We start from the raw sequence: 26,055 nt of genomic DNA, 5'->3' as shown, positions 1-26,055 counted from the left end.
TCAGCCGGCAAGCGCCGCCAGCGCCGCTTCGGCCACGACCATATCTTGCTCGTAGTGCCCGCCACTGATGCCGATGCCGCCGATCGTCTGGCCGTCTTCGGTCACCGGATAGCCGCCGCCGAACACCACCAGGCGCGGCGTATGGACGATGCCGTGGAGCAAAGGCGGGTCGTTCTTGATGAACTCGAACCAGCCATGCGTCGGGAAGCCATAGGCTGCCGAGGTATAGGCCTTGTTGGTCGCGATCTCGATCGACAGCAGCGGCGCGCCGTCCATGCGGCGCAACGCCTTCAGAGCACCCGATTCGTCCACCACCACGATCACCATGTTGACGCCGATCTCCAGCGCCTTCGAGGTCGCTGCTTCGATCAGCTTGTCCGCCGCCGATTGTGTGATCGACAGCCGGGACACAGAGTTAGACATCCTTCTCTCCTTCTAGACTTGCATACATAAATGCTAAAAATAGCATCAAATCATGCGTAATGGCGGCGTCACGAACTACTATTGCATCCAACTCAGGCCATGTCTATGCATATGGAATAAGCCGAGAGCATAGCAATGGCCGCGGCACACAGGACTGGGGAGGATATAATGAAATTGCTCGGTGTTCGCGCGCTTCTCGTCACCACGAGCCTCTTCGGCCTGGTGCACTCCGCTCGTGCTCAGGATGCTCCGGCCGCACCTGATGCTGCGGAGGCTGCACAGGAACCGGAGCGGGCCGATGGCGAAATCATCGTCACTGCCCAACGTCGTGAACAGGCCCTGCAGGATGTGCCGATCGCCATCTCGGTGATCAGCTCGGAAGGACTCGAAAAGAGCAATTTCACTACCATCGCCGACGTCCAGTTCCTGTCTCCAGGTGTCAATTATAACGCCAATTTCGGCGGCGGCTTCAACGTTCGCGGCGTAGGCACGCAATCGTTGCTCATGTCATCCGAGCAATCGGTTGCGCTCGTGATCGACGACGTGATCCAGGGTCTGCCAGAAGTGTCGTTCGCCGGTCCCAGCTATCAATCGCTCACCGATATCGAGCGCATCGAAGTTCTCAAGGGCCCCCAGGGCACCCTGTTCGGCAAGAACAGCTCCGCAGGCGTAATCCATATCATCACCGCCAACCCGAAGCTTGGCCAATATTCGCTCAGGGGCTCATTTTCCTACGGCACCAAGAACGAAGTGAACGCGCAGTCCGTCGTCAACTTGCCGCTGGGGGATGCGCTGGCGCTGCGCGTCGCGGGCGGGGTGCAGCGTCGCGATGGCTTCGTGAAGGATCTGTTCAGCGGCGAGGACCATTGGGGTTATGAGCGCTATTCACTGCGGGCCAAGCTATTGTGGGAGCCGACCTCCGCGTTGAGTGTCCTGCTCCAGGGCGAGTATCGATACCTAACCGACAATGCGAATGGGCTGTGGACGCTGCGCAATTGTGGCAGCGGCTTCGGCAGCTTCAGGCCATGCGCGGTCAACGCCCCCTACGGTCTAGTGCCAGGACCTCAAAATCTCGAGGTAGCGACCGACGGTCTGAGCGCCACCGAGCAAAAGGCTTACTCGCTGCAGGGTCGGGTCGATTACGATCTCGGCGGTGCGACGCTCACTGCGATCACCGCGTATCGCGATCTTTATCAGCCGATTAGTCTCGATACCGACGCCACGCCCCGCCGGGTATATTCGCGCAATGAGAATGTCTCTGGGGGTACGCAGTTCACCCAGGAATTACGCATCAATGGCGACGCCGGCATCCTGAATTACACGCTGGGCGGCTTCTATTACGACGCGCGACCGTTCCAGCGCGGCTCGAACGGCGGCACACAGAATGCGCTGCCCGAGAGTTCGCCGATCCTTGTCTCGTTCAACGCGATCGGGCCCTTTGCCAATCAGGGCTATGGCTCGTGGGTGAAGGCCAAGATCAACAGCTGGGCGGTCTTCGGCCAGCTCGAAGCCGAGGTGACGCCGGGGCTCACGCTGATCGCGGGCGGCCGCTACACCAACGATATCGTGCGCCAGCGGGTCGATTATTTCGATGAGCCCTGGCTTTGCCGCGCGGCCTACGCCTCGGGCGGGAGCTGCCACGCTTTGGCGCTCCCGCTCACTTCAGGCGATACGCGGGTCAAGGCGAGCAAATTCACTTATAAGGGCACGGTGAAGTTCGACATCACCTCCGACGTCAACGTCTATGCCACCTATGCCACGGGGTATAAGGGGCCGATGGTCTCGCATCCGGCGAACCAGCCGCAGCTCGCGCTGCGTCCGGAGCTTTCGACCTCTTATGAAATCGGCCTCAAGGCGCAGCTCTTCGATCGCGCCCTCACATTCAATCTCAATGCATTCCAAGTCGATTACGAGGATTTCCAGGGCCAGCAGCGCGTCGGCGTCGCCCCCATCTTCTATTACACCACCACCAACGCCGGCGGTCTGCGCACCCGGGGCGTGGAGGCGGACATGTCTTGGCGCGTGGCCCCTGGCTTCACGCTCTCCGGCAACATTGCCTATATCCCCACCGAGTTCACAGAATTCGCGGTGCAATGCTATGATCTCTACGCCAATCCGGCGACGACACCCGGGCAGTGCAACTATGTGCAGCCGGGGCTCCCGGCGGGGACGCCTCCGCAGTTTAATGCGGCGGGCTATCCGCTCATCTATTCGCCTGAATGGACCGGCGGCGTCACTGCCGATTACGACGCAACCCTGGGCGGCGACCTGACGTTAAACGCGCATGCTTCGTGGAACTATCGCAGCAGCAGCTATGGCGTCGTCGCCGATCCCAACAGCGTCAATCCCGGCTATGGCCTGGTCAACGGGCAGTTGAGCATCGGCGCCGTGGACGAGAGCTGGACGCTGGCGGTTTTCGCCCGGAACCTGTTCGACCAGCACTTCGTCGGGGGTATATTTCGCACGCCGCTGGATTCGGGCGCAAACAACTCCACGCCGCTCTCGACGATCGGTTACTCGAACATCCCGGCGCTGGATTCGCAGCGGACGGTGGGCGTGAAGCTCAGCTTCGCGTTCAATTGAGCCAAAAGGTGGATCCCGCTGGGTCGGCTACGCGGGAGCAACGTATAAACGCGAGCGCGGGGTGGATGGTCGGCGTGCTGACCATCGGCTTCGCGCTCAACCTTCTCGATCGCCAGATCATCAATATCCTGGCGGAACCGATCAAGCGCGACTTAGGCCTCGCCGATTGGCAGCTCGGCGCGCTGAGCGGCCTTTCCTTCGCGTTGCTCTACAGTGTCGCCGCGCTGCCTATCGCGCGCTTCGCCGATCGGTCGAATCGCGTGCATGTCGTCGGTGCCGCTATTCTGGTCTGGAGCGCCTTCACGGCTGCCACTGCACTTGCGGGCAGCTTCGTCCAGATGCTCCTGCTGCGGCTGGGCGTCGGCATCGGCGAGGCAGGCGGCGCGCCGCCCTCGCAATCGCTGATCGCCGACCGTTTTCCGCCTCATAAGCGATCCGGTGCGCTCGCAATCTTTGCCATCGGAGCGCCGGTGGGCGCCGCGGTGGGCCTGATTGGCGGCGGCATGCTGGAGGGGATGATCGGCTGGCGCTGGACGATGGTCTGCGCCGGGCTGCCGGGCGTGGTGATCGGCCTGGTCGTCCTTCTCACGCTGCGTGATCCGGGTCATAAGACGGTGCCGAACAACGAAATAGTACCTTCGCTTCCCGCGGCGATGAAGATGCTCCTGTCGCGCCGCACCTTCATGCTTATCGCGCTCGGCTCGGCGCTACTCAGCTTTTGCAATTACGGCGCGATGGCGTTTGCCGGCTCTTATTATCTCCGCAACCATCTCGACGAACTGACCCAGATTGGCGACTCGATCGGCCAGACTCCGCTCGGCGTGATCGGTCTCGGTCTTGGATTGTTCGGTGCGGCCGGCGGGACGCTCGGTGCTTTGGTCGGCGGACGGCTGGGCGACCGGATGGGCACGGCCAACATTCGCGCGCTAGCGCAGATTCCGGCCGCAGGCTCGCTGTTCGGCACGTTCAGCTATATCGCGATGTTCGCAGTTCCCAGCGCCGCGGCGTCGCTCGTCATCTTCACCGCCGCCGCTTTCTGCACCAGCCTCTGGTATGGGCCCGGCACGCTGGCGATGCAGCGCCTCGCCGGCCCGCATGCGAAAGCGACGGCGCTGGCGGTCGCCTTGTTCCTCAACAGCGCAGTCGGCCTGAGCATGGGGCCGCTGCTGATCGGTGCGGTTAGCGATGCCCTTGCGCCAAGCCTGGGGGCAGGGGAGGGGTTGCGCGCCGGAATTCTGCTCGGCTGTCTAATGGGGCTTCTCTCGACATTGCTCTACTGGTTGGCCAGCCGCCGCATCGCCGCCGACGTTGCCGCAGTCGAGGGGACGACTCCATGAAGATCGAAGGCAGCGGCGTCATCGTCGCCGGCGGCGGCTCGGGCCTGGGCCACGCTACCGCAGTCGCGCTGCGCGAAGCCGGGGCAAGGGTCGGCGTGCTCGATGTGAAACCGGGCGCCTGGGACGGTGCCTTTGCCGAGGCGGATGTCTCGGACGAGAAAGCCGTTGAGCTTGCGTTCGACGCGCTGGCGCGAGAGATCGGGACGCTTCGCGCGATCCTCAATACCACAGGCACCGGCCACTCCGGCCTCTCGGCGGGGCCGGGGCGCAAGGTGACCGCCGCGGGTTTTCGCCGTGTGCTCGATGTCAACACGCTCGGCAGCTTCATCTTGGCGCAGGCCGCCGTTGAACGGATGATAACCGCCGAGCCCGACGATCAGGGCGAGCGCGGCGTCATCATCAACACCTCCTCGATCGTCGCACAGGAAGGCCAGATCGGCACCGCCGCTTATGCCGCGGCCAAGGCCGGGATCGACGGCATGACCCTGCCCCTGGCGCGCGAGTTTGCCCGATATGGTATCCGCGTGCTCACGATCGCGCCTGGCATCTATGAAACGCCGATGTTCTCCAATGCGAAGGGGCCAATGGTGGATTGGCTTCGGGAGCAAGTCCAGTTCCCGAACCGCCCAGGCCATGCCAGCGAGTTTGCCGAGGCTGTGCTGCACCTCATTCACAACCGCATGTTCAACGGGACCACGTTCCGCATTGATGGCGCCTATCGCGTGCCGCCGGGGCGCAGCGACTGGTGGGTGGACTAAAAGGTCACCAGCCTCGACCTCGGCCCGAGTCTGTAATAGGCAAGGGCAGGCAAGTATTACGGAGGAACAATGGCGAAGGCGGTGGGAAGCGCATATCGCGCAATTCGCGAGGGAATCCTTGCGGGCACCTTCGCGCAAGGATCGCATATCACTGCTCGCCAGCTTGCTGAAGCGACCGGGCTCAGCCGCACGCCGGTGCGCGAAGCGATGCGCCAGCTCGATGCCGAAGGTCTGATCACTTTGATCCCCAATCGCGGGGCTTTCGTCGCAAGCTTTACCGAGAATGAGATTGAACAGATTTACGAGTTGCGCGTGCTGCTCGAAAGCTTCGCAGCCCAAGTTGCCGCGGAACGAATCAACGATACCCAGCGTGCCGAGCTTCACTCGCTTGCCGAGGAAATGGCGGAATTGGTCGAACAGCGCTCGATCGATGTGGAGGCGATCGCCGCGGTCAACGATCGCTTTCACAAGGGCGTGCTGGAGGCATGCGGCAATCCCCGCCTGCGCGACCTGTTGGGTGCGATCACCGAAGTCCCGCTGCAGCTGAGCACGTTTCGGCGCTATTCGATCGATCAACTACGCCGCAGCGCCGCGCAGCATGCCGAACTGGTCGCGGCATTGATGGCTGGCGATGCAGCCTGGGCGGGAAGCGTGATGACGGCGCATATTCGCTCGGCTCGGCACACGCTGCTCCAGGCGCCGGCGGCGGTTCCGCTGTCGGCGGTCAGCTAGCTCTGAACTACAGGATCCGGCGGACTGCTGCCGCGATGCTGTCCTTCGTTGGATAAAGCTGCTTCTCCACCGTCGGATTATAGGGGATGTGGACCGAGGGAGTGGTGACGCGTTGGATCGGCTTCCGTAGGCTTTCGAAGCCATCCTCGCTTACCACTGCCGCGATTTCGGAGGCGATGCTGCCGATTCGGTGCGAATTGTCGGCGATTACCAGGCGCCCCGTCTTGGCAACGGAGGCAAGGATCGTCTCCTTGTCCATTGGCACGATCGTGCGCAGGTCGATCACTTCGACGTCCACCCCCTCCTTGCTGAGCAGTTCGGCCGCGGCGAGCGACGGGGGGAGCGAACCGGCGAAGCCGACGATCGTCACGTCCGATCCAGCGCGTTTCACGTGGGCCTTGCCGATCGGGATCAGGAAATCGGGATCAACCGGAACCTCTTCCTTCTTCCCCCACAGGTTGATATCTTCGAAAACGATCACGGGGTCGTCGTCGCGGATCGCTGACTTGAGCAACCCTTTCATGTCGCTCGCGGTCGCAGGCGCGATGACCTTCAGGCCGGGAGTGTTCATGAAGAGCGGGTAGGGCCGGTCGGCATGCTGCGCAGCGGTGCGATTGTTGTAGAAGGTGCTGAGCCGGACCACGAGGGGCACGCGCAGCTGCCCGCCGGTCATGAAGCGCAACTTGGCCGCCTGGTTGATGATCTGGTCCGAAGCTAGATAGGCGAAGCTCGCGATCGTCAGATCGACGATCGGCCGGAGCCCCGTAAGCGCTGCGCCGACGCCCACGCCGGTAAAACTGCCCTCCGATATCGGCGTGTTCCACAGCCGGTTTTCGTCGAATTCGTCGAACAAAGTCTGTGCGCCATAGACGGCGATATCCTCGCCAATCAGGATGACACGCTCGTCGCGGCGCATTTCCTCGCGCTGCGCCTCCACAATCGCCTGGAGATAGGAAAGCTTCTGTGTCGAATTGCGCAGCTCCGACATCAGGCGAATCCTGCATCGGCGGGGAAGTGGATGGGATTGCTGTACATATTGTCGATCAGATCCTGCATATCGGGCTCGCGACTGTCCTTGGCGAACTGGACCGCCTCTTCCATCAACTGCGTCACCGCCACTTCGACGGCTTGCGCCTCGGCGAGCAGCCCGCGCTCGTCCAGAATGTCGCGGTAGAGTATGATCGGATCGCGGTTCGTCCGGTGGTGCGAAATCTCCTCATCGCTGCGATATCGGATCGGGATGGCGAGCCGGTTCGAATGCTCGTCGAAGCGATAGGTCTTGGCTTCAATCAGGGTCGGGCCCTCGCCGGCGCGGGCGCGGTTAACCGCAGTTTGCGTCACCTCATAGACAGCTTCGGCGTCTTGGCCGTCGACGATTATGCCCGGAATGCCATAGCCGTCGGCGCGGCGCGCGATGTCAGGCTGGCCGTGCGATTTTTCCACCGAGGTGGTGACCGCATAGCCGTTGTTTTCGCAGAAATAGATCACCGGCAGCTTCCAGATCGCCGCCATGTTGATGCTCTCGTGGAAGGTGCCCTGGTTGGTCGCGCCGTCACCAAAGAAGCACAGGCTGACCTGGTCGGTCTTGCGCACCTTGATGCTGAGCCCCGCGCCGGTCGCGAGGGGGAAGCCGCCACCGACGATCGCCGATTCGCAGATCAGCCCCTTGCTGGTGTCGGTCAGGTGCATTGATCCGCCAAGCCCCTTGCAGATGCCGGTCTGCTTACCAAAAATCTCCGCCATCAGCGGCAATATGTCAGCGCCCTTTCCGATCGGATGGCCGTGCGATCGATGCGTGCCGGTGACGTAATCCTCTTCGCGCAACGCCATGCACGCGCCGACGATCGCGCCTTCCTGACCAATGCTGAGATGCCCCACTGGATTATGGGCGATAATCGCTTCCTCAAACTTGCGGATGCGCACCATTCGCGTGAAGAGTTCGAGCTGCTGGACACGGTCGAGCGGCATGGCTTTATTCCTCAATCGTCGCGATCTCGATTCCGACCTCGACTTCGCTATCTTCCTCGAAATGGATCTGCGAGAGCGTGCCGCTGACCGGCGCCTCGACTTCCACGGTCGATTTCGCAGTCTCGATTTCGGCTACTGCCTCACCTGCTTCCACACGGTCGCCCACGGCCTTCAGCCATTTTACGATGGTGGCTTCCGAAATCCCCATGCCTACATTGGGGAGGTATACGCTGGCCATAACGAGACTCCGATCAATTGCTTACGAGCGGTAGGTGAAGTCCGCCGGATTGAAATACATCCAGTAGCGCTGGACGCGGCCCTCGCCGTTGAACTCGAAATTTGAGCAGCCCGAAGCGGCGATCTGCTGTCCCTGGAAGGTCCCGCGGATCGTCCAGGTGATGCACGCAAGCGGCGCCTCGATGATCATCAGCTCGAACTGGCGGTTGTAGTCCACAAGGGCTCCGAACGCCTTTTGCTCGACTTCACGCTCGCTCGCGCGGCTGGGGACATGCACGCCGTTGCGCCAGCCCTCGACATCGGGCGCCATAATCTCGTCGATGCGGGCGCTGGTCGCCTCCACCGTAGTGTTGATGCGGTCATTCTCCGCGGCGTTCAGATTGCGGAGAGCGGCTTCAATTTGGTCGCGGCTGATCATCAGTTTCTCCAGGTCACTGCGTCTCGAAATCCTGCATGCGGGGGGCGGCCATTTCCTGGACGAAGCGATCGTAGGAGAAGGTCCAGGAGGTCGGGACGCCCTTCTTGTCCAGGTACCAGCTGTCGCAGCCGGTCACCCAAACGGTGTTGCGTCCGGCCTCCTGCCGCTCGTCCTCGAAGCGGCGTAGCGCTTCGTGGGTGACGCTCACTTCACGGTAGTCGCCGCGGATTAGGCCGTCGATAAGCTGCATGACATAGCCCGCCTGAAACTCGGACGTCTCGATTGCCGAGAAGTTGCCGAACGGACTGCCCGGCCCGTTGACCAAAAAGAGATTGGGAAAGTCGGGCACCGACACAGAAATATAAGCCTCTGGGCCATCGGCCCAGGCATCGTCGAGGTCGCGGCCACCGCGCCCGATCACCTTGGTTGGGCGGATGAAGCGATCGACCTGGAAGCCGGTGGAGAGCACCAGCACGTCGAGCTCGTGCAGCGCGCCATCGGCGGTTCGCACGCCCTCGGGCTCGATCCTATCGATGCGTGATGTCACCAGCTCGGCGTTCGGCTGCTGGATCGCCTCATAAAAGCCGTCGGACATAACCAGCCGCTTGCACGCCGCTCGATAATCGGGAGTCAGCTTGCGCCGCAATTCGGGATTGCGCACCTTTTCGAGATTCTCCTGGCACAGGTGCTCGATCGCCGCCAGCTGCGGCGAATCCTGATCAATCACCGCGGTCGCATAGCCTTCGACCGTGCGGGTGCGCAGTTCCTGCACTAGGCTGTCCAGCGTTGCGGGATCGGCGCGGAATGCGGCCTTTTCCGCTTCCGTATAGGCGGGGTTGGGCCGGTGCATGACCCATTGCGGGGTGCGCTGGAACAGGGAGAAACGCGAGGCCCTCGGCACCAAAGCGGTGACCAATTGCGCAGCAGTCGATCCTGTGCCGACCACGCCGATGCGTTTGCCGTCGAGCGCGACGGAATGATCCCAGCGCGCCGAGTGGAAGACAGCGCCGTTGAATGTCTCGACACCGTCGAAATGCGGGACGTTCGGATGGTGAAGTACGCCGGTCGCGACGATGACGACATCGAAGCGGTCCTCGTGCCCGGTCGCGGTGGCGAGGCGCCAGCCGGGCCCCTCATAATCCAGCCGCACGACCTCTTGGCCGAAACGGATGCGGGGGAGAACGCCTCGATCACGCGCGACGCCTTCGAAATATTCGCGGATCTTGGGGCCAGGCGCCATCAGGCTGTCCCACTCGGGATTTCGCGCGAAGGAATAGGTGTACCAATGCGCCGCGACGTCGCAGGCCAGTCCCGGGTAAGTATTTTCACGCCAGGTCCCGCCGACGCGGTCGCCCTTTTCGAAGACGACGACATCGATGCCGCGCTCATTCAGCTTGATCGCGGAAAGAATGCCGGCCATCCCGGCGCCGATCACTGCGGCGCGGATCGGCTCCTTGCCTGCCGAATGCGATGAGGCTGCGCTTTCCGAGACGTCGTCCACCCGATCCACTCTCCTTGCGCACATTCCCCGGCGCTAGTTTCCGGACCTCTAACCCAACTGCCGCAACCTGGCAATATTGTATCCAATCAGCGCATATTATCGCGACAATTGAGGGAAATTCTGCGCTCATGCATGCAATTTAGAATCCGCTTATGCATCGAGGACTGCCTCGGCTCGCCTCCGCGCCTGCTTCATGCCAAGGATGATCAGCAGCGAAGCCAGGCTCAACGCGATCGCGCTGGTCGCGGCAAGGGATTTGCCTATCTCCGCCGGCCCGCCGAACACATAGTCGGTCATTGCCGCAGTTGCGATCGGCGCAAGTCCCAAGCCAAGGACATTGACCACAGTGAGGTAGATGGCGCCGGCCTGCCCGCGCATTCGGTTCGGCGTCAGCACCTGCACCATAGCGCCCTGCAGTCCGCCGATCATGCTTGCGGTAAACATGCCGCAGCAGAACAGGATGACCGCGAGCGTGGCGTCAGGAACTAGATAGGCGCCCAGGAAGAAGGGCAGCTGGATCCAGGCGATATAGAGCGCCACGCGAATCGGCGCCTCTCGATGCCCAGCCTTCTGCACCCGGTCTGCCCACATGCCGCCGACCAGCGCGCCGCTGCTCCCGAAGATGACGAAGCCGCCACCCATCAAGATGCCGACATCAGCGATGCTCAGCTGATGCACGCGCATGAAATAGGTCGGGCCCCATACCGTGAAGGCATAATTGCTGATCGCGAAGCCGGCAAAGCCCAGGAAGATCAGCGTGAACAATCGGCGATTTTCGCCGAAATATGCCGCCACATCACGCGAGCTGGCGGGCGCGGCGCCCGCCACCCGGCGCGGCGGATCGCGCAGCGCGAGGTGGACGAGCAAGGCGACGAGCAATCCGGGCAAGCCGAGCCCGATGAACAGCACTTGCCACGGCGCCAGTTGCCCCACCAGCGGCAGCACGGGCTGTGTCCGTGCTGCCCACTCGAGCAACAGGCTGCCCAGATAGACGCCCAGCCCGCCGCCGATTGTCGATCCCGTCGCGAAGATCGCCATGGCGAAGCTGCGCCGCTGCGGCGGGAAGCTGTCCGGTATCGACGAATAGGCGACGGGGTTTACGGCCGCTTCGCCCACGCCGACCAGCATGCGCCCGACGAAGAGCTGCCAGAAGTTCGTGGCCAAGCCGCATCCAACCATCGCCAGGCTCCACACACCGATGCCCAAGGTGAGCGCAGGGGGGCGGGCATTGCGGTCAACCCAGCGGCCGAATGGGAAGGAGAAGAGGACGTAGCAGACCACAAAGGCCAGCCCGGCCAGCGCGCTGACCTGAGTGTCGTTCAGCCCCAGATCGGTGCGGATCGGATCGACCACCAGGCTCAGCGCCATCCGATCGACGAAGGCGAAGACATAAGCCAGCATGAGGATGCCGACGCTGAAATAGGCGTAGGGCAGCGGCGGATAAGGCTGCTCGAAACCCGCGCCCGGATCCGACTCCGACATCACCCCTCCTCACTGCGCCATTGATCGCCGCAATCTGCATGCACATGCCACAGATTTCGTCGAAAGCTAGGGCGATCAGTGCCATTCCTTCATCAACGATATCACAAGGCGCGGGATCCTGCTGCCGGAATTGCATACAATAACCTTGCGTTGCGCACAGGCGCCGCATACGACATGCGCATCGCAACAAGCGTGAACGGAGAGGTGCATGACGAAGAAGCGCGCTGCGGGCGAACTGGTCGCCGCGGCCTTGGCGGGGCTCGGTGTTGAAGAAGTCTTCGCGCTGCATGGCAGCCACCTCGATCCCCTGTTCATGGCCTGCGAGGAGTTCGGCATCCGGCTGACTGACACGCGGCATGAGGCTTCTGCTGGCCATGCCGCCGATGCTTATGCCCGCGCCTCGAACGGCAAGCTCGGAGTCTGCGCAATCACCGCCGGCCCCGGCTTTACCAATGCGCTGACCGCGATTACCAATGCCTATCTTGATCGCATCCCGACCCTGTTCATAGCGGGTGCCGCGCCGATCCGCGAGGCGGAGGGCAATACGCTGCAGGGCGGCTTCGACGCTGTCGCGATGGCCCGACCCGTGACGAAATGGGCGCAGCGCGTCGCCGAGCCTGGCCGCATCGTGGAATATGTTCGCCGCGCCGGCGAGATCGCACTGAGCGGCGCGCCCGGCCCTGTCTTCCTCGAAATTCCCATCGACGTCATGTTCTGGCCGACCGAAGAGGCCGTGCCCGACGTTTCGACCTGGAAGCGGCCTGCCGCAGCCGCACCGCCCGCCGATGCAGTTGCCGGCGTTATCGAAATGTTCCGCAAGGCCGAGCGCCCGGTGATCATCGCCGGCGGCGGCGCGATGTTGACCGATTCGGGCGATCGGCTGCGGCGGCTGGCCGAGCTGGTCGGCGTGCCGGTGATCGCCGGCCAGAAGGCGCTGGGCGTGCTCCCCGACGATCATCCTTATTATGGCGGTCCTGCCGCCAGCCTGGGCGCGGCGGCCGGATCGGGCACGCCGGCCGATGCCGTGCTGCTCGTCGGCGTGCGCATGGGCATGTTCCTGGGTGGCGCAATGGGAGCGATCGTTCCCCCCAAGGCATTCGTCGCGCAGATCGAGGCCAATCCGGAAGAGATCGGCCGCGTGCGCATGGCCGATCTGCCGATCGTCGCCGATGCCGGCGCGACGCTCGACGCACTGATTGCCGCGGCCGAGGGCGAGACCTGGCCCAAGCGCGAGGAATGGGCCGCCAAGCTGCGCGGCTTCCGCAGCAACGCGCGCAAGGCCTTCGCCGACGAGCCGTGGAACACCCGCCCGGGCAAGATCCATCCCGGCCATGCCGTGGCCGCCGTGATGGACGCGCTTCCCGCGGGCACCGCCGTGGTCGCCGATGGCGGCGAGGCGGGCAATTGGGTGGGCGATCTGGTTCGCTCCCCAGGTGCGGGCCAGCATCTCCGCTGCGGTTATCTCGGCTGCCTGGGCATCTCCCCCGGCTTCGCGATCGGCGCGGCGCGCGCGAACCCGGATCGGCCGGTGGTCTGCTTTGCTGGCGATGGCGGCGCGGGCTTCAACATCCAGGAACTTGACACGATGGTGCGGCACAAACTGCCGATCGTCACAGTCGTGCTGAACAATGCCGAATGGGGCATGTCGCGTAACGCGCAGAATTTGCTCTACGGCAAGAACCGCGAAGTGATCGTCGCGCTCGAAGAGACCAAATACGAGACCGTCGGCGAGGGCTTCGGCGTCCAATCGGTGCGAGTTGATCGCTATGAGGATATCGAGCCTGCGGTGCGCGAGGCGTTCGCTTCGGGCGAGCCGCGACTGATCAACCTGATCATCGACGCCGCCGTGATGCATCCGCGGACCCGGATGATGGTCGGCGATGTCAGCGGGGCGGACGGCGTGCCGATCCCCTATTACGCGAACATTCCGAAGCGCCCCGCCTAACCCCTCGGTCGCCCAAAAGCCTGGCCGGGGAGGGGCTCCCCCCGGCTGGCTATATTATTTCATTCGCCGTCGGCCGCCTTGCGGTGCGCCATGCCGTTGACCACTGCGGAATCGTGATAGGCGTCCATGTGCGCGATCCGTCCGCCTTCGACGCGGCAGATGCAGCAGGCCAGATCGCGCATGCTGCGCCCGTCTTCCATCTCGACGATCAGCAGATGCTGCTGGACGAAGCCGCTCGGCGTCGGCTCGCGCTTGATGTCGGTGTAGTGGAAGACCTTGGCGCCGGAGCGGATCTTCTCGAGATTGCGGATGGTCGTCTCGACGTCGGTCAGTTTCTCGTCGGTGTTGTGCCACACCATCGCGCCTTCGGTGAAAATCTCGCGCAGCTCCGCTAGGTCGCCATGCTCCACCGTGTGGAACAGCCGCTCGCCTGCCGCCAGCGCCGCCTCAGATCGTTCGTCCATATGACTCTCCCTTTGAAATCAGCGCCGCCTTCATTTCGCGCTTGAGCAACTTGCCCGCGGCGTTGCGGGGCAGGGGCGCGTCGTGGAAGTCGATCACGACCGGCACCTTGTGCGAGGCCAGCCGCGCGCGGACGTGATCGGCGAGCGTTTCAAGATCGGCGGTCGATTCCGCGCGCAGGCATACGGCGGCTCCAACCACTTCGCCCATCACGCGCTCCGGGACACCGAACACCGCAACCTCGCGCACGTCGGGATGGCTTGCCAGGCAATCCTCGATCTCGACGCAATAGATGTTCTCACCGCCGCGGATCAGCATGTCCTTCACGCGATCAAGGATCGTGATGAAGCCTTCCGCATCGATTCTCGCGACATCGCCGGTGCGATACCAGCCCTGGCCGAAGCTTTCGGCGGTCGCGTCGGACATCTTCCAGTAGCCGGTGACGATATTGGGCCCGCGCACCCATAATTCGCCGCTCTCGCCGGCTGGCGCCTCGTTGCCCACGCCATCGACGATCCGCACGTCGCAACAAGGCACGGCGGTGCCGACGCTGCCGGGGCGGGCCATCATATCCTCATGGCTGTTCGCCGCGACCAGCGAGGAAGTCTCGGTCGCGCCATAGCCCTGGCCGGGCCAGGCATTTGGGAAGGCATCGCGCATCCGCTGGGCAAGCTCGGGCGCCGCCGCGGCGCCGCCATAGCCGGCGGTATCGACGCTCGACGTGTCGAAATCACCCTCGCCGATCGCATCGGACAATTGCCACGCCAGCGCGGGCACCAGGTTGAGCGCGTTGATCCGCTCGCGCTCGATGATCTGGAGCGCCTTGGCGGCATCCCATTTGTACATCAGATGGATCGTCGATCCGTTCGCGATCGCCGGCATCAGCGTCGAGTGGAATCCGGTCACATGGAAGAAGGGCATCGGCAGCAGCATCTGCCGCGGCGCAGTCGATGGGCCGGCGGGAACAGCACCGCCGCGCCGCACCGCCGCCCGGGCCGCGCGGAAGCCTGTGTTGACATAATTGGTCAGGATGTTGCGGTGCGTCCCCGCGGCACCCTTGGGACGGCCGGTGGTGCCCGACGTGTAGAAGATCGTCGCCAAATCGTCGGGGGCGAGCTTGGGATCCGGCAGCGGCGCGTCCGGCAAGGCGCCATAGTCGGCCCGCGGGCCGATCAGCCTGTCCAGTGCCACTGTACCTTCAGGCGTGCCGCGCGCCACGATCAGCGTCGCCGTGTGGGGCCCCGTCTCCTCCAGCCGGGCAAGCCGCTCGGCATCGACCACCGCTATCGCCGCGCCGCAATCCTGCAGCAGCAGCGCCAGGGTGGCGCTCGATTCCCAGGCATTGAGCGGCACCGCCACCGCGCCGATCGCCAGCGCCCCCCAGGCGCACACCGACCATTCGGGATAATTGCGCATCGCGATCGCCACACGGTCGCCCTTGCGCACGCCGAACTGCTCGCCCAGCGCGCGCCCGAAGGCGTTCGCCGCCCGCCAATGCGCCTCGAAGCTCAGCCTTTCGCCTTCGAACACCAACAGGTCCCGATCGCCAAATTGGCGGCTGGCGTCGAACACTGCGCGCAAGTTGCTTGGCATCCGCACATAGTTGCGCACCTGGCGACCCAGCGCTTCGACTTGCATGGTCTCGAACGGTGCGCCGGGTGCGGTCAGCATCGCCAGCGTCTCGGCCATGCTGCGCGCGGGCCAGGTCACGCCTGCGTCCCCAGTTTCTCGGCGAAGCGCCACGCCGTCTCTGCCAGCGGCGCGACGCGACCCTGGGCGAGCCCGGCGCGGGCATTGTTGGCATTGCCCGCGCGTCCGCGCGCCGCCACGCCATGCAGGATCGCGGCGAATCGGAAAAGGTTATAGGCGAGATACCATTCGAGCGGCGCGCCCAGCGTGTCTCCCGATGACTTGAGATAACGATCTAGCATCGCGTCCAGCGTCGGTATTCCCAAGGCCGCGAGATTGAGCCCGGCGAGCGAATTGCGCTCGTGCGGCGGCGTTACCCAATGCATCAGCAGATAAGTGAGGTCGGCGATCGGATCGCCCAGCGTCGAGAGCTCCCAGTCCAGCACCGCCAGCACGCGCGGCTCGCTGGGGTGCAGCACCATATTGTCGAGCCGATAATCGCCATGGACGATTCTGGCGGGGCGGTCGGCGGGGAGCCGCTGGGGCAGCCATTCGATCAGCCGGTCCATCGCCGCGTAGCGTGGTCCGTCCGATTCGACATATTGTCTGGTCCAGCGCGCCACCTGCCGCCCGAAATAATTGCCGGGCCGCCCGTAATCGCAAAGTCCGATCGCTTGCGGATCGATTCGATGCAGCGCGGCGAGCGTGTCGATTTCGGCCTCGTAGATCGCCCGGCGCTCCGCCGGGATGGAATCGGGCAGGCGCCCGTCCCACAGGATTCGTCCGTCGACCATCCCCATCACATAGAAGACCGATCCGATCACCGATTCGTCCTCGCACAGCGCGTAGGCACGGGGCACGGGGAAGCCGGCATGCCAAAGTGCATGCATCACGCGAAATTCCCGGTCCACTGCATGCGCCGATGCCAGCAACTGACCGGGGGGCTTGCGCCGCAGCACATAGCGCTCGCCAGGGGTGGAAAGCTGATAGGTCGGGTTGGATTGGCCGCCTGCGAAGCGCAGTACTTCCAGCGGCCCCTCGAACCCTTCGACCGCCTGTTTCATCCATTCCGCAAGCCGCGCCGCATCCAAATCCTCGGTCGGGCGCGGCGGCTCGTTCTTGACCGCGTCGAGCACCACGGGGGCGCCCTCTGTCGAATTCTGCAAGGATTCCTGTACCAAGAAGCTGCGCCTTTCACCCTCAACGGCGCTTTTCGTCGTTGGGCGACGCGCCGTTTCTTTTCACGCTACACTTGCCATTTGCATGCAATCTAGTCAAAACCTAGTTGCACGGTCCGAAAGGTCGGCAGTAAGTGGAGAGGCGCCCGCTGGTCTTGCCGGCGGCATGAGGGGTTTCAAATGGGCGTTGGGGCGCTGCCTGAATTGCAGCTTTATATTGGCGGAGAGTGGCGCGGCCCGAACGGGCGCGACACCCAGGCCGTGCTCAATCCGGCGACCGGCGAAACGCTCGGTGCGCTGCCGCTGGCGACGTCGCAGGATCTGGACGATGCGCTCGATGCGTCGCAGCGCGGGTTTGATGCATGGCGTTCCACGCCTCCGGAAGCGCGGGCGGCGATCCTCGACAAGACGGCGGCGCTGCTTCGTGAACGCGCCGATGCGCTGGCCGCCATCGCGACGCTCGAGCAGGGCAAGCCCTTGGCCGAAGCGCGCGGCGAGGCATTCTACGCCGCGAGCATCCTGGAATTCCATGCCGGCGAAGCGGTGCGCAACTATGGCCGCGTCCTGCCGCGTGCGCCGGGGTTGCGGTCGTTGGTGACCAAGCAGCCGGTCGGCCCCGTCGCGGCATTCTGCGCGTGGAATTTTCCGATCATCAATCCGGTGCGAAAGATCTCGCCGGCGCTGGCCGCGGGCTGCTCGGTGATCCTCAAGCCCAGCGAGGAAACGCCTGCCAGCGCGATCGCGGTGGTGCGCTGCTTTTTGGATGCGGGCCTGCCGGGCGACGTTGCTCAGCTCGTTTTCGGCCTGCCCGACATGGTCTCGCGGACGCTGCTGGCCTCGCCCATTACGCGCAAGCTGAGCTTCACCGGATCGGTGCCGGTCGGCAAGCAGCTGATGCGCCTCGCCTCCGATACGGTGATGCGGATGACGATGGAATTGGGCGGCCACTCGCCCGTCCTGGTCTTCGACGATTGCGATCTGGAGAAGACGCTCGACACGCTGGTCGCGCACAAATTCCGCAACGCCGGCCAGGTCTGCGTCTCGCCGACCCGCTTCCATGTCCAGGAAGGCATTTACGATCGCTTCGCTGCCGGCTTTGCCGAGCGCGCGGGCCGCATCAAGACCGGCGACGGCCGCGACGCCGATACCGTGATGGGCCCGACCGCCAATCCGCGCCGCTCCGCGGCGATCGAAGCGATGGTCGAGAATGCCCGCAGCATCGGCGCCAAGCTGCTGGCCGGCGGCGGCCGCGCGGACGGCGCCGGCTTCTTCTTCCAGCCCACCGTGCTCGGCGACGTGCCCCTCGAAGCTGCGGCGATGAACGAGGAGCCCTTCGGCCCGCTCGCCTTGCTCCGCCGCTTCGCCACCGTTGAGGATGCGATCGCGCAGGCCAATCGGCTGCCGTTCGGCCTCGCGGCTTATTGCTTCACCGAAAATGGCCGGCGCCAGAATCTGCTTGGCGACACAGTCGATGCGGGCATGATCGTCATCAACAATGTCCGCACTTCATGGCCTGACGCACCGTTTGGCGGGATGAAGGAAAGCGGCTTCGGATCGGAAGACGGTCCCGAGGGGGTAGAGGGACACATGGTCACCAAGGCGATTCATGTCAGCTAACGGCAAGACCCCCGCTGCTTCCGGAGGGCCCCTGGCGGGCATCCGCGTCGTCGAGCTTGGCCAGCTGATCGCCGGGCCATTCTGCGGCCAGTTGCTTGGCGATATGGGCGCCGAAGTGGTCAAGCTGGAGCAGCCCGGCATCGGCGATCCGATGCGCCATTGGGGGCAGGGCAGCACGCCCACCTGGTGGCGCGTAATCGGCCGTAATAAATATTCGGTCGCGGCGGACCTGCGCTCCGAAGCGGGGCAGGCGCTTGCCCGCGAACTGATTTCGCGCGCCGACATATTGGTCGAAAACTTCCGTCCGGGCACGCTGGAACGCTGGAATCTCGGGCCCGATAAGCTACGCGCCGAAAACCCTGGGCTCATTGTGGTGCGCGTGTCCGGCTATGGCCAAACCGGGCCTTACGCTACCCGCGCTGGCTTTGGCGGCATTGCCGAGGCGATGGGCGGTTGGCGCAAAATAGTTGGATTTGCGGATCGCGCGCCCGCGCGGATGGGCATCTCGATCGGCGATACTCTCGCCGCGACCTATGGCTGCCTGGGCGCCGTTGCAGCGCTCCATCATCGTGGCAAAACCGGCGAGGGGCAGGTCGTCGACGCCGCGCTCTATGAGAGCGTGCTGCAGGTGATGGAAGGCCTGATCCCAGAATGGGCTGTTGCCGGCCACAAGCGCGACCGAACAGGCTCTAAGCTGCCTCGGATCGCGCCGTCCAATGTCTATCGTTGCAAGGATGGCGAGTTCTTGATCGGCGCGAACCAGGACAGTGTATTCGTGCGTTTATGCGAAGCGATGGGCCGCCCCGAGCTTGGCCGCGACCCACGCTATGTCACCCATACGGCGCGGGGTGCAAATCAGGACGAGCTTGACGCGATTGTAGAGGAATGGACCTCGCGCCACACCATAGCCGAGGTCGAGGCGGCGATGATCGAGCACGCCGTACCCGCGGGCCGTATGTTCGACGCCGAGGACATGTTGGGCGACCCCCATTTTGCGGCGCGTGAGGCAATCGTCACGGTCGACGATCCGGTGCTTGGACCCACGCAAATGCAGGGCGTGTTCCCAAAATTGTCAGTCACGCCCTCCAGCATTCGCAGGCCGGCGCCCAACACCGTCGGGCAGGATACACGGGAGATACTGGAGCGCTGGCTCGGGCGTTCTGACGATGGGGCGGGCGCCCCTATGTCAGGCGAGCTGCGGCTGGTGCCGGGCGAAGCGCATATTCCGGATTGACGCGTGGCGCGGGGGCGATGGCGGGTCAGATTACCCGCTGGCGAAGGCTCGCGCAACGGCGCTGGTGGTGTCGCGGCCCAGGCGGGTGTTGAGCCACGCGGCGGTATCCACCAGCTTTGTCAGATCTGCGTCCATCGCATCGCTCAGCGCGTAAGCTACGTTCTCGCTTGCCACATTTCCCGCGGCGCCAGGTGCGAAGGGGCAGCCGCCGGTGCCGCCGATCGACGCATCGACGGTCGAGGCGCCGGCGCGGACTGCGGCCATGACGTTGGCGACGCCCATTCCGTGGGTGTCGTGGAAATGTACCCGGAGCGGCAGCGGGGCGACGGCGGCAGCTATCTGCGCCGACAGCCGTTCAACTTCGCCGGGGCGGGCGATACCAATCGTGTCGGCAATCGCGACTTCGATCGATCCGGCCGCGGCGATCCGGCGGGCCATGGCGACGACCCTCGTGGGATCGATCGCGCCTTCGAACGGGCAGCCGAACGCCACGGCGATCGTCACTTGCGCAGGACGTCCATGCTCGTGGCAGAAACGAAGGACGTCGCACGCCATGTCCAGGCTCTGCGCTGAATCCATCCCTTGGTTCCGCATGCCGAAGGCATCGCTCGCGGTGCAGACGACGCCGATTTCGTGGATTTCCGTCTCCAGCGCCCGCAGCGCGCCGCGCTTGTTGAGCACCAGCCCGACATAGCGCGCCGCGCCGCGAGGCAGGCCGGCGACGACAGCCTCGGCATCCGCCATCTGTGGCACCTTGGCCGGGTGGACGAAGCTGGCGACTTCCAGCCGTCGGGCCCCCGCATCGATGGCGCGGCGGACCAGCTCGATCTTGTCCTCGGTCGGCAGTACCCGCGGCTCGTTCTGCAAGCCGTCGCGTGGGGAGACTTCGACCAGTTCGATTCTGCTCATCGTACGCCAAGCCCCCGGGCGATGATCCCGCGCAATATCTCACGCGTTCCGCCGCGCAGTGAGAAGCTGGGCGCGCTCATCATCGTATAGGCCAGTACGGCGAGCAGGTCGCGAGTCGATTGGCGGTCAGGCTCGGCATCGATCAAGCTGCGGGCGATCTCGGGCAGATCCTGCTCGAAAGTCGCGCCCAGATCCTTGACGATCGCCGCATGGGTGGATGCATCCTCACGCGCTTCAAGCAAGGCCGCAACCCCACGCGAGAGCTGGCGCAGCGTCAGCAGATGTGCGGTGAGGCGGCCGATCGTAATCTGCGCGAGCTCGCTGTCGCTGCCCCGCAGCGCCTCGATCAATTCGAGCAGCAACTGGATCGAGGAGAGGAACCGCTCCGGCCCGCTGCGCTCAAACGCGAGTTCGCTCATCACCTGGTTCCAGCCAGCGCCTTCGGTGCCGATTAGCGCGGTTTCCGGGACGAAGGCATCGTTGAAATGAACTTCGTTAAAGTGATGCTGGCCGGCGAGATCGAGCACCGGGCGGACGGTCATCCCTTCGGTGCCCCTCATGTCGATCAGCAATTGGCTCGTGCCCTTGTGCCGGTCCGCGGGGGTGCCCGAGGTTCGGCAGAAGAGGATCATATAGTCCGCTTTATGGGCGTTGGTGGTCCACAGCTTGGTGCCCGTCACACGCCAGCCACTCTCGACACGCTCGGCACGGGTGCGGGTGGCGGCGAGGTCCGAGCCCGAATCAGGCTCGCTCATACCAATGCAGAAGACGCAATCACCCGCGGCGATGCGGGGAAGGATTTCCTCGCGCTGTTGCTCCGTGCCAAACTTGAGCAAAGTGGGCCCGCTTTGCCGCTCGGCGATCCAGTGCGCGGAGACGGGCGCGCCTGCTGCCAGCGTCTCCTCCACCACGACATAGCGTTCGAAGGCCGAGCGCTCATGCCCGCCATATTGTTTGGGCCAGGTCATGCCTAGCCAGCCGCGCGCGCCCAGCGCCTTGCTGAAGTCGCGATCGAAGCCGTTCCAGCTTTCGGCGCGCTGGAGCGGAGTGCGGGTGGCGATGGCGGAGGACAGGAATTCGCGCACTTCGCCGCGCAATTGCTCGGCGGCGTTATGGCGGGGCGGGGAGGGGAAACGTAGCATCAGGACACCGACGTGACGAAGGGCCAAAAGCCCTGTTTGGAATGGCGGAGCGACTCGACGCCCAGCCGGCGCGTCCACCAGACAGCGCTGCCAAATTCGTCGCGCCAGCTCCACAGCGCCGTGGTGAACCAGTGGAGGCGATGCTCTTCAGTGAAGCCGATCGCGCCGTGGAGCTGGTGCGCGATGCCGATCGCGCCGCCGGCCGCCTCCGAGATGCGGGTCCGGGCGGCAGCAATTGCGATGGGCGTTTGCGGGCTGGCGTGGGCAAAGGCGTCGGCCGCGAGATCCGCGGCGGCGGAGGCCGCGGCCGCTTCGCCGGCTAGCCGTGCGAGCGCATGCTGAATGGCCTGGAAGGCGGAGAGCGGACGCCCGAACTGCACGCGTTCAGTAACATGGGCAATGGTGAGTTCGACCAGAGTTTCGAGCGCGCCGGCCATCGCCAGCGCGCGGACCAGCGCGCCGGCTTCGAGGAGCGATATGCCCGGGAGCGGGGCGACCTCCGTCGGACCGTCGACCGTTACGAGGTCGCGCGGCATATGGGCGAGGTTGGTGCCTTGCTCCGCGACATCGAACCCGGCAGTCATCAGCGCGATGTTGCCGTCGCTCTCGATCAGCAGGGCGCGCGCATCGCGGCCCCAGGCGACGCGGTTTGCTTCGCCGGATGCGCCGTCCTGCCGCAGCACTATGCCCGAGCATTCCGGAACAAGCGTCACGGGGCCTTCGGGGACCGTCAGGCCGGCCTGCGCAATCATGGCGTTGGCGATCATCGTCTCGGCAAGCGGCAGCGGCACGGCGTGGCGACCGAGCGTGCGGATCAGCGCAAGGCCTTCACCGAGCGGAATGTCGAAGCCCTGTTCGCCCTGGACCAGAGCCAGCGGCAGGCCCTGTTCGACAGCGGCATCCCATCCTGCTTGGGGCCAGATGCCGGTGCGTGCCGCGCGCATGACATTGTCGTCGAAATGCTCGGCGAGCAGGCGCTCGGTCATATCGGCGAGCAAGGCGCCCGTATCGCTCAACATCGTCTCCCAGCATCGCCACCGTTACCGTCACAGTCCATAGCGCCGGGAAATTTGCATGCAATCATATTTGACGCGATAAGGGCGTGTCCCTCGTGCAGCACTTGAATTCCCGGTCGGCGCGGCGCATCAAAGTCCAAAGAATGCATATCATCTTGGAAGAGGTTGGCATGGGCAAGGCTCGCAGCACACGCGAATGAGAACGCTGGGCGTCGTCCTGGCAAGGGGGCAATCGCGCCGCTTCGGCTCCGACAAGGCCGCGGCATTGCTGGGCGGATGCCCGTTGCTGAACCACGCCCTCCAGGCGCTGCGCCCGCATTGCGACTCGGTGGCGATAGCCGGACGGGGTTCCATGCTCGCCCTCGCCTTGCCGGATTGGCCCACGCCCGGAATGGGGCCGCTCGGCGGCCTCGCTGCGGGGCTGCGTTATGCGTGTGACCATGGGTTCGACCAGCTCCTGAGCCTGCCCGTCGATTGCGCGCACCTGCCGGCGAACCTGCGCCGCCTTCTCGATCCTGCGCCATCCTTTATCGCCGCTCAGCCCGTCATCGGCCTGTGGCCCGCCGGGGCCGCGGCAGCGATCGAGGCGAATCTGCGCGGTGCCGGCGGCCACACGGTGCGCGCCTTTGCCGAAGCGATCGGCGCGCGTGCCGTCACCGGCACCGTCATGCCCGACAATATCAACACGCCACAGGATCTCGCGCGCGTCGCGAAGCAAAGGGACCGCATATGCCAAGGCTGAGACTGGTGAGCCGAGCCGAGACGACCGACCCGCTCGTCCTCTTCATGTACGACCGCAAATTCCCCGGCCGCGATCCCGCGACCGATCCGGGGGTCACCGCATCGGGGGCACCGGGCAATTACGAGGCGGTGCTGGCCCATGCGCCCGATATCCTAGAGCATTCGGTCCGCGGGTTCTATCTCAAACAAACCAAGCAGCGGAAACTGCCGCTGCGCTATATGGAACTGGCAATCACACGGATCGGCTGGGATTGCGGCTGCCGCTGGATGTTTTCCGAGCATAGCAAGATCCTGCGTGGCCTCGACTATTCGGAGGCGGCGCTGGCGGCGATCCCGAACTGGGCGATCTTCGATGGGTTCGACGCCGCCGAGCGCGCCGTATTGGCCTATGCCGATTGCATTGCACTCGATCATGGCCGCACGCCCGACGGGTTGTTTGCCGAGCTTCGGAAGCATTTCGACGCGGAGCAACTGATCGAACTCACCTATATCGCGTCGATGTTCATGATGAACGCCGGGATGATCCGCGCGCTGCGGCTCGAGCATGACGATTATGACGAGCGCGTGCAGGAAATGCCGTCGCCGCCCGAATATCGCTTTATCGATCGAGAACCGACGCCGCTGCCGAGCCGGGGCGCGGCATGACGGACGCCGATTCCGCGCGGCCGGGCGTGCCGCTTTACGCATATTATGTCGTCTTGTGCCTGATGCTGGCATCGGCATTCTCGTTCCTCGATCGGCTGGTGCTCAGCCTGCTGATCGATCCGATCCGCGCCGACATGGGGCTGACCGACTCGCAGGTGAGTCTGCTCGCGGGGCCGGCCTTTGCGCTCTGCTATGTCGCCTGCGCCTTCCCCTTCGGCCGCTGGGTGGATACCCGAAGCCGGCGCTCGGCGATCGTGCTGGGCATATCCTTGTGGAGCCTGGCGACTGCGGCGTGCGGGCTGGTGCGCGGCTATTGGGCGCTGTTCACTGCGCGGATGGGCGTGGGGGTGGGGGAGGCGAGCCTCAATCCCGCGGCCTATTCGATGATCCCGGATTATTTCCCGCCGCATCGCCGCGGGCTGGCCACGGCGATCTTCGCATGCGGTGCCTCGATCGGCGGCGGGGTGGCGATCCTGGCGGGCGGGATCGTGGTGCAACGGGCGATGGAAACGCGGCCGACGCTGCCCGGGCTCGATTCGATCGCGCCCTGGCAATTCGTGTTCGTCGCGGTGGGCCTGCCCGGGCTGCTCGTCGCGCTCCTGTTCTGGCTCACCGTGCGCGAGCCGGCTCGGCGCTTCACGCCGCTGGAGACGGGCGAGGCGCCCAAAATGTGCGAAGTGTTCGGTTTCGTCGGCGCAAACCGGGCGGCGATCGTGCCGATGTTCCTCGGCTTCGGGGCGTTCGCGGTGAGCGGCTATGCGTTTCAGCTCTGGGGCCCGGCCTATTTCATGCGGCTGCACGGGCTGACCGCGGGCGAGGTCGGAATGGTGTTCGGCCTGGGCTATGGTCTGGGCGGCACTGCGGCGATCCTGCTTGGCGGCGTGCTGTCCGACGCTTTGGTGAAGCGCGGGCGGAGCGATGCGCCAATCCTCGTCTCGATCGGCGCGGCGATGCTCCAGGCGCCGTGTTTCGTCACGGCCTATCTGATGGGTGACACGACGCTGGCGATCCTGTTCTTCGTCGGCGGGATCTTCGCCGCCAGCCTGGTCGGCGGATTACAGGCGACGATCGTCCAGTCGCTCGCGCCCAATCGCATGCGCGGGCTGCTCGCGGCATTGTTCGGCGCGACGGTTAATGTGGCTGGGCTGGGCATCGCGCCGACGCTCACGGCGTTGCTCTCCGATAATGTGTTCGGCGGGCCGATGGGGATCGGCAAGGCGTTGGCGGTGACGACGGCGCTGGCGATGGCGGCGTCGTTCACACTGCTGGTGACCGGCCGTAAATCGGCGCGGGCGCTGGCCGCGCAGCTTGCGGGTCAGCCGATCAGCAGCCCACCGTCGATGACGAGTTCGGTGCCGGTGACGTAGCGCGCCTCGTCGCTGGCGAGATAGAGCACGCCGTGCGCCACGTCCTCCGGCGTGCCGGCATGGCCGAGCGGGACGAGCCGCGCGGCGGTAGCGGCGGCGTCCGCGGCATTGCCGGGCACGCCCTCCAGCCGCGCGAAGATCGGCGTCTCGATAACGCCGGGCGCGACGGCGTTGACGCGAACCCCGTCACGCGCTGCGGCGCACTGCTTGGCCATCGCCCGCGTGAAGGCGAGCAATCCGCCCTTCGACGCGGCATAGGAGACGAACACGCCCGATCCGCGAATTCCGGTGACCGAGGCGATGTTGACGATTGATCCGCCGCCGCCTTCGCGCATCAGCGGCAGGCAATGCTTGATGCCGAGGAACGGCCCGTCGAGGTTCACTGCTTGTTGCCGCCGCCAATCCTCCAGCGACAGATCTTCGATCGGTCCGCCGATCCCGATCCCGGCATTGTTGACGAGGATATCGAGCCGACCGGCCTGTTCGCGCACTGCCCGCGCCGCGGCCTGCCAATAGGCTTCGCTGGCGACGTTTAGATTCAGATAGGTCGCGCCAAAGCCGGCAGCCTCCAGCGCAGCGGTCTCGGCGCGGCCGGCTGCATCGTCCACGTCGCCCAGGAATAGATGCGCACCTTGTTCGGCCATCAGCTGCGCACAGGCCCGGCCGATGCCGCTTGCCGCGCCGGTTACCAAAGCCGTCTTGCCCGCCAATCGCATCATCATCATCTCCGC

24 protein-coding genes are annotated in these 26,055 nt (G+C 64.7%); 10 read left to right on the top strand and 14 right to left on the bottom strand.

Annotated elements, in window-relative coordinates:
* The gene (locus tag OKW87_RS05530; RefSeq protein ID WP_265542955.1) at positions 1-423 is read right to left on the bottom strand and encodes a GlcG/HbpS family heme-binding protein; all 423 of its coding nucleotides are present in this window, start codon (positions 421-423) and stop codon (positions 1-3) included.
* 135 nt (positions 424-558) lie between these two features.
* On the opposite strand from OKW87_RS05530, the gene OKW87_RS05525 reads away from it, so the two are divergent.
* The 4 genes from OKW87_RS05525 to OKW87_RS05510 all read left to right on the top strand — a co-directional run bounded on the left by OKW87_RS05525 (position 559) and on the right by OKW87_RS05510 (position 5,833).
* Entirely contained in the window at positions 559-3,006 is a 2,448-nt protein-coding gene (locus OKW87_RS05525) for a TonB-dependent receptor (protein WP_265542936.1), read from the top strand.
* 74 nt (positions 3,007-3,080) lie between these two features.
* Positions 3,081-4,343, top strand: coding sequence for a spinster family MFS transporter (locus OKW87_RS05520; protein WP_265542934.1), 1,263 nt, complete (start codon positions 3,081-3,083; stop codon positions 4,341-4,343).
* Complete coding sequence (locus tag OKW87_RS05515; protein WP_265542932.1) at positions 4,340-5,101, top strand: SDR family oxidoreductase; 762 nt, start codon at positions 4,340-4,342, stop codon at positions 5,099-5,101. The genes OKW87_RS05520 and OKW87_RS05515 overlap by 4 nt, the downstream gene beginning before the upstream one ends.
* Before the next feature lie 69 nt (positions 5,102-5,170).
* On the top strand, positions 5,171-5,833 hold the full coding sequence (locus OKW87_RS05510; protein WP_265542930.1) for a GntR family transcriptional regulator: 663 nt from the start codon (positions 5,171-5,173) through the stop codon (positions 5,831-5,833).
* A gap of 7 nt (positions 5,834-5,840) precedes the next feature.
* Here the strand turns inward: OKW87_RS05510 and OKW87_RS05505 are convergent, their stop codons facing one another.
* From OKW87_RS05505 to OKW87_RS05480, 6 genes are all read right to left on the bottom strand, one after another.
* The gene (locus OKW87_RS05505) at positions 5,841-6,821 is read right to left on the bottom strand and encodes an alpha-ketoacid dehydrogenase subunit beta (protein ID WP_265542928.1); all 981 of its coding nucleotides are present in this window, start codon (positions 6,819-6,821) and stop codon (positions 5,841-5,843) included.
* The gene (locus tag OKW87_RS05500; protein WP_265542926.1) at positions 6,821-7,801 is read right to left on the bottom strand and encodes a thiamine pyrophosphate-dependent dehydrogenase E1 component subunit alpha; all 981 of its coding nucleotides are present in this window, start codon (positions 7,799-7,801) and stop codon (positions 6,821-6,823) included. Before OKW87_RS05500 ends, OKW87_RS05505 begins: the two co-directional genes overlap by 1 nt.
* Before the next feature lie 4 nt (positions 7,802-7,805).
* Positions 7,806-8,039 carry a biotin/lipoyl-containing protein gene (locus OKW87_RS05495; RefSeq protein WP_265542924.1) on the bottom strand — a complete coding sequence of 78 codons (234 nt, stop codon included), beginning with the start codon at positions 8,037-8,039 and terminating at the stop codon, positions 7,806-7,808.
* Between the two features lie 21 nt (positions 8,040-8,060).
* The gene (locus OKW87_RS05490; RefSeq protein WP_265542922.1) at positions 8,061-8,456 is read right to left on the bottom strand and encodes a hypothetical protein; all 396 of its coding nucleotides are present in this window, start codon (positions 8,454-8,456) and stop codon (positions 8,061-8,063) included.
* 13 nt (positions 8,457-8,469) lie between these two features.
* Positions 8,470-9,957, bottom strand: coding sequence for a flavin-containing monooxygenase (locus tag OKW87_RS05485; protein WP_265542920.1), 1,488 nt, complete (start codon positions 9,955-9,957; stop codon positions 8,470-8,472).
* 150 nt (positions 9,958-10,107) lie between these two features.
* A complete protein-coding gene (locus OKW87_RS05480; RefSeq protein ID WP_265542919.1) occupies positions 10,108-11,439 on the bottom strand; it encodes a spinster family MFS transporter in 1,332 nt (443 codons plus the stop codon).
* A gap of 208 nt (positions 11,440-11,647) precedes the next feature.
* On the opposite strand from OKW87_RS05480, the gene OKW87_RS05475 reads away from it, so the two are divergent.
* A complete protein-coding gene (locus OKW87_RS05475; protein ID WP_265542918.1) occupies positions 11,648-13,384 on the top strand; it encodes a thiamine pyrophosphate-binding protein in 1,737 nt (578 codons plus the stop codon).
* Between the two features lie 59 nt (positions 13,385-13,443).
* On the opposite strand, the gene OKW87_RS05470 is transcribed toward OKW87_RS05475, so the two are convergent.
* Genes OKW87_RS05470 through OKW87_RS05460 form a run of 3 tightly spaced genes read right to left on the bottom strand, consistent with a single transcriptional unit; the run spans position 13,444 to position 16,656 of the window.
* Positions 13,444-13,848, bottom strand: coding sequence for a hypothetical protein (locus OKW87_RS05470; protein ID WP_265542917.1), 405 nt, complete (start codon positions 13,846-13,848; stop codon positions 13,444-13,446).
* The gene (locus OKW87_RS05465; RefSeq protein ID WP_265542915.1) at positions 13,832-15,556 is read right to left on the bottom strand and encodes a class I adenylate-forming enzyme family protein; all 1,725 of its coding nucleotides are present in this window, start codon (positions 15,554-15,556) and stop codon (positions 13,832-13,834) included. Before OKW87_RS05465 ends, OKW87_RS05470 begins: the two co-directional genes overlap by 17 nt.
* On the bottom strand, positions 15,553-16,656 hold the full coding sequence (locus OKW87_RS05460; RefSeq protein WP_265542912.1) for a phosphotransferase family protein: 1,104 nt from the start codon (positions 16,654-16,656) through the stop codon (positions 15,553-15,555). The genes OKW87_RS05465 and OKW87_RS05460 overlap by 4 nt, the downstream gene beginning before the upstream one ends.
* A 177-nt stretch (positions 16,657-16,833) precedes the next feature.
* Between OKW87_RS05460 and OKW87_RS05455 the strand changes: the two genes are divergently transcribed.
* Both OKW87_RS05455 and OKW87_RS05450 read left to right on the top strand, forming a co-directional pair.
* Complete coding sequence (locus tag OKW87_RS05455) at positions 16,834-18,270, top strand: NAD-dependent succinate-semialdehyde dehydrogenase (protein WP_265542911.1); 1,437 nt, start codon at positions 16,834-16,836, stop codon at positions 18,268-18,270.
* Positions 18,260-19,504, top strand: coding sequence for a CaiB/BaiF CoA transferase family protein (locus OKW87_RS05450; protein ID WP_265542910.1), 1,245 nt, complete (start codon positions 18,260-18,262; stop codon positions 19,502-19,504). The genes OKW87_RS05455 and OKW87_RS05450 overlap by 11 nt, the downstream gene beginning before the upstream one ends.
* 30 nt (positions 19,505-19,534) lie before the next feature.
* Here OKW87_RS05450 and OKW87_RS05445 read toward each other — a convergent pair whose 3' ends face one another.
* The 3 genes from OKW87_RS05445 to OKW87_RS05435 are packed head-to-tail and all read right to left on the bottom strand — an operon-like array spanning position 19,535 to position 22,571.
* The gene (locus OKW87_RS05445; RefSeq protein WP_265542909.1) at positions 19,535-20,413 is read right to left on the bottom strand and encodes a hydroxymethylglutaryl-CoA lyase; all 879 of its coding nucleotides are present in this window, start codon (positions 20,411-20,413) and stop codon (positions 19,535-19,537) included.
* Positions 20,410-21,555, bottom strand: a complete 1,146-nt coding sequence (locus OKW87_RS05440; protein ID WP_265542908.1) for an acyl-CoA dehydrogenase family protein — start codon at positions 21,553-21,555, stop codon at positions 20,410-20,412. The genes OKW87_RS05445 and OKW87_RS05440 overlap by 4 nt, the downstream gene beginning before the upstream one ends.
* Entirely contained in the window at positions 21,555-22,571 is a 1,017-nt protein-coding gene (locus OKW87_RS05435) for an acyl-CoA dehydrogenase family protein (protein ID WP_265542907.1), read from the bottom strand. Before OKW87_RS05435 ends, OKW87_RS05440 begins: the two co-directional genes overlap by 1 nt.
* Positions 22,572-22,767: 196 nt before the next feature.
* Here OKW87_RS05435 and OKW87_RS05430 point away from each other — a divergent pair, with 196 nt between their 5' ends.
* Genes OKW87_RS05430 through OKW87_RS05420 form a run of 3 tightly spaced genes read left to right on the top strand, consistent with a single transcriptional unit; the run spans position 22,768 to position 25,324 of the window.
* Complete coding sequence (locus tag OKW87_RS05430; protein WP_265542906.1) at positions 22,768-23,313, top strand: molybdenum cofactor guanylyltransferase; 546 nt, start codon at positions 22,768-22,770, stop codon at positions 23,311-23,313.
* Positions 23,301-23,957 carry a carboxymuconolactone decarboxylase family protein gene (locus OKW87_RS05425; RefSeq protein ID WP_265542905.1) on the top strand — a complete coding sequence of 219 codons (657 nt, stop codon included), beginning with the start codon at positions 23,301-23,303 and terminating at the stop codon, positions 23,955-23,957. The genes OKW87_RS05430 and OKW87_RS05425 overlap by 13 nt, the downstream gene beginning before the upstream one ends.
* On the top strand, positions 23,954-25,324 hold the full coding sequence (locus tag OKW87_RS05420; RefSeq protein ID WP_265542904.1) for a spinster family MFS transporter: 1,371 nt from the start codon (positions 23,954-23,956) through the stop codon (positions 25,322-25,324). The genes OKW87_RS05425 and OKW87_RS05420 overlap by 4 nt, the downstream gene beginning before the upstream one ends.
* Here OKW87_RS05420 and OKW87_RS05415 read toward each other — a convergent pair.
* Positions 25,273-26,043, bottom strand: a complete 771-nt coding sequence (locus OKW87_RS05415; protein ID WP_265542903.1) for an SDR family NAD(P)-dependent oxidoreductase — start codon at positions 26,041-26,043, stop codon at positions 25,273-25,275. The two genes, OKW87_RS05420 and OKW87_RS05415, sit on opposite strands and share 52 nt — an antisense overlap.
* Positions 26,044-26,055 lie beyond the last annotated feature (12 nt).

The sequence above is a fragment of the Sphingomonas sp. M1-B02 genome, from assembly GCF_026167525.1.
Classification (GTDB): domain Bacteria; phylum Pseudomonadota; class Alphaproteobacteria; order Sphingomonadales; family Sphingomonadaceae; genus Sphingomonas.
Note: the sequence above shows the minus strand (reverse complement) of the source record. Positions and strands in the feature narration are given on the sequence as shown.

What these genes read in the sequence shown, in the direction of transcription:
- OKW87_RS05510 (WP_265542930.1), top strand. Translation starts at nt 5,171, where the DNA reads ATGGCGAAGGCGGTGGGAAGCGCATATCGCGCAATTCGCGAGGGAATC.
- OKW87_RS05425 (WP_265542905.1), top strand. Translation starts at nt 23,301, where the DNA reads ATGCCAAGGCTGAGACTGGTGAGCCGAGCCGAGACGACCGACCCGCTC.
- OKW87_RS05415 (WP_265542903.1), bottom strand. Translation starts at nt 26,043, where the DNA reads ATGATGCGATTGGCGGGCAAGACGGCTTTGGTAACCGGCGCGGCAAGC.
- OKW87_RS05515 (WP_265542932.1), top strand. Translation starts at nt 4,340, where the DNA reads ATGAAGATCGAAGGCAGCGGCGTCATCGTCGCCGGCGGCGGCTCGGGC.
- OKW87_RS05455 (WP_265542911.1), top strand. Translation starts at nt 16,834, where the DNA reads ATGGGCGTTGGGGCGCTGCCTGAATTGCAGCTTTATATTGGCGGAGAG.
- OKW87_RS05530 (WP_265542955.1), bottom strand. Translation starts at nt 423, where the DNA reads ATGTCTAACTCTGTGTCCCGGCTGTCGATCACACAATCGGCGGCGGAC.
- OKW87_RS05420 (WP_265542904.1), top strand. Translation starts at nt 23,954, where the DNA reads ATGACGGACGCCGATTCCGCGCGGCCGGGCGTGCCGCTTTACGCATAT.
- OKW87_RS05450 (WP_265542910.1), top strand. Translation starts at nt 18,260, where the DNA reads ATGTCAGCTAACGGCAAGACCCCCGCTGCTTCCGGAGGGCCCCTGGCG.
- OKW87_RS05475 (WP_265542918.1), top strand. Translation starts at nt 11,648, where the DNA reads ATGACGAAGAAGCGCGCTGCGGGCGAACTGGTCGCCGCGGCCTTGGCG.
- OKW87_RS05440 (WP_265542908.1), bottom strand. Translation starts at nt 21,555, where the DNA reads ATGCTACGTTTCCCCTCCCCGCCCCGCCATAACGCCGCCGAGCAATTG.
- OKW87_RS05490 (WP_265542922.1), bottom strand. Translation starts at nt 8,456, where the DNA reads ATGATCAGCCGCGACCAAATTGAAGCCGCTCTCCGCAATCTGAACGCC.
- OKW87_RS05525 (WP_265542936.1), top strand. Translation starts at nt 559, where the DNA reads ATGGCCGCGGCACACAGGACTGGGGAGGATATAATGAAATTGCTCGGT.
- OKW87_RS05495 (WP_265542924.1), bottom strand. Translation starts at nt 8,039, where the DNA reads ATGGCCAGCGTATACCTCCCCAATGTAGGCATGGGGATTTCGGAAGCC.
- OKW87_RS05430 (WP_265542906.1), top strand. Translation starts at nt 22,768, where the DNA reads ATGAGAACGCTGGGCGTCGTCCTGGCAAGGGGGCAATCGCGCCGCTTC.
- OKW87_RS05505 (WP_265542928.1), bottom strand. Translation starts at nt 6,821, where the DNA reads ATGTCGGAGCTGCGCAATTCGACACAGAAGCTTTCCTATCTCCAGGCG.
- OKW87_RS05470 (WP_265542917.1), bottom strand. Translation starts at nt 13,848, where the DNA reads ATGGACGAACGATCTGAGGCGGCGCTGGCGGCAGGCGAGCGGCTGTTC.
- OKW87_RS05500 (WP_265542926.1), bottom strand. Translation starts at nt 7,801, where the DNA reads ATGCCGCTCGACCGTGTCCAGCAGCTCGAACTCTTCACGCGAATGGTG.
- OKW87_RS05480 (WP_265542919.1), bottom strand. Translation starts at nt 11,439, where the DNA reads ATGTCGGAGTCGGATCCGGGCGCGGGTTTCGAGCAGCCTTATCCGCCG.
- OKW87_RS05445 (WP_265542909.1), bottom strand. Translation starts at nt 20,413, where the DNA reads ATGAGCAGAATCGAACTGGTCGAAGTCTCCCCACGCGACGGCTTGCAG.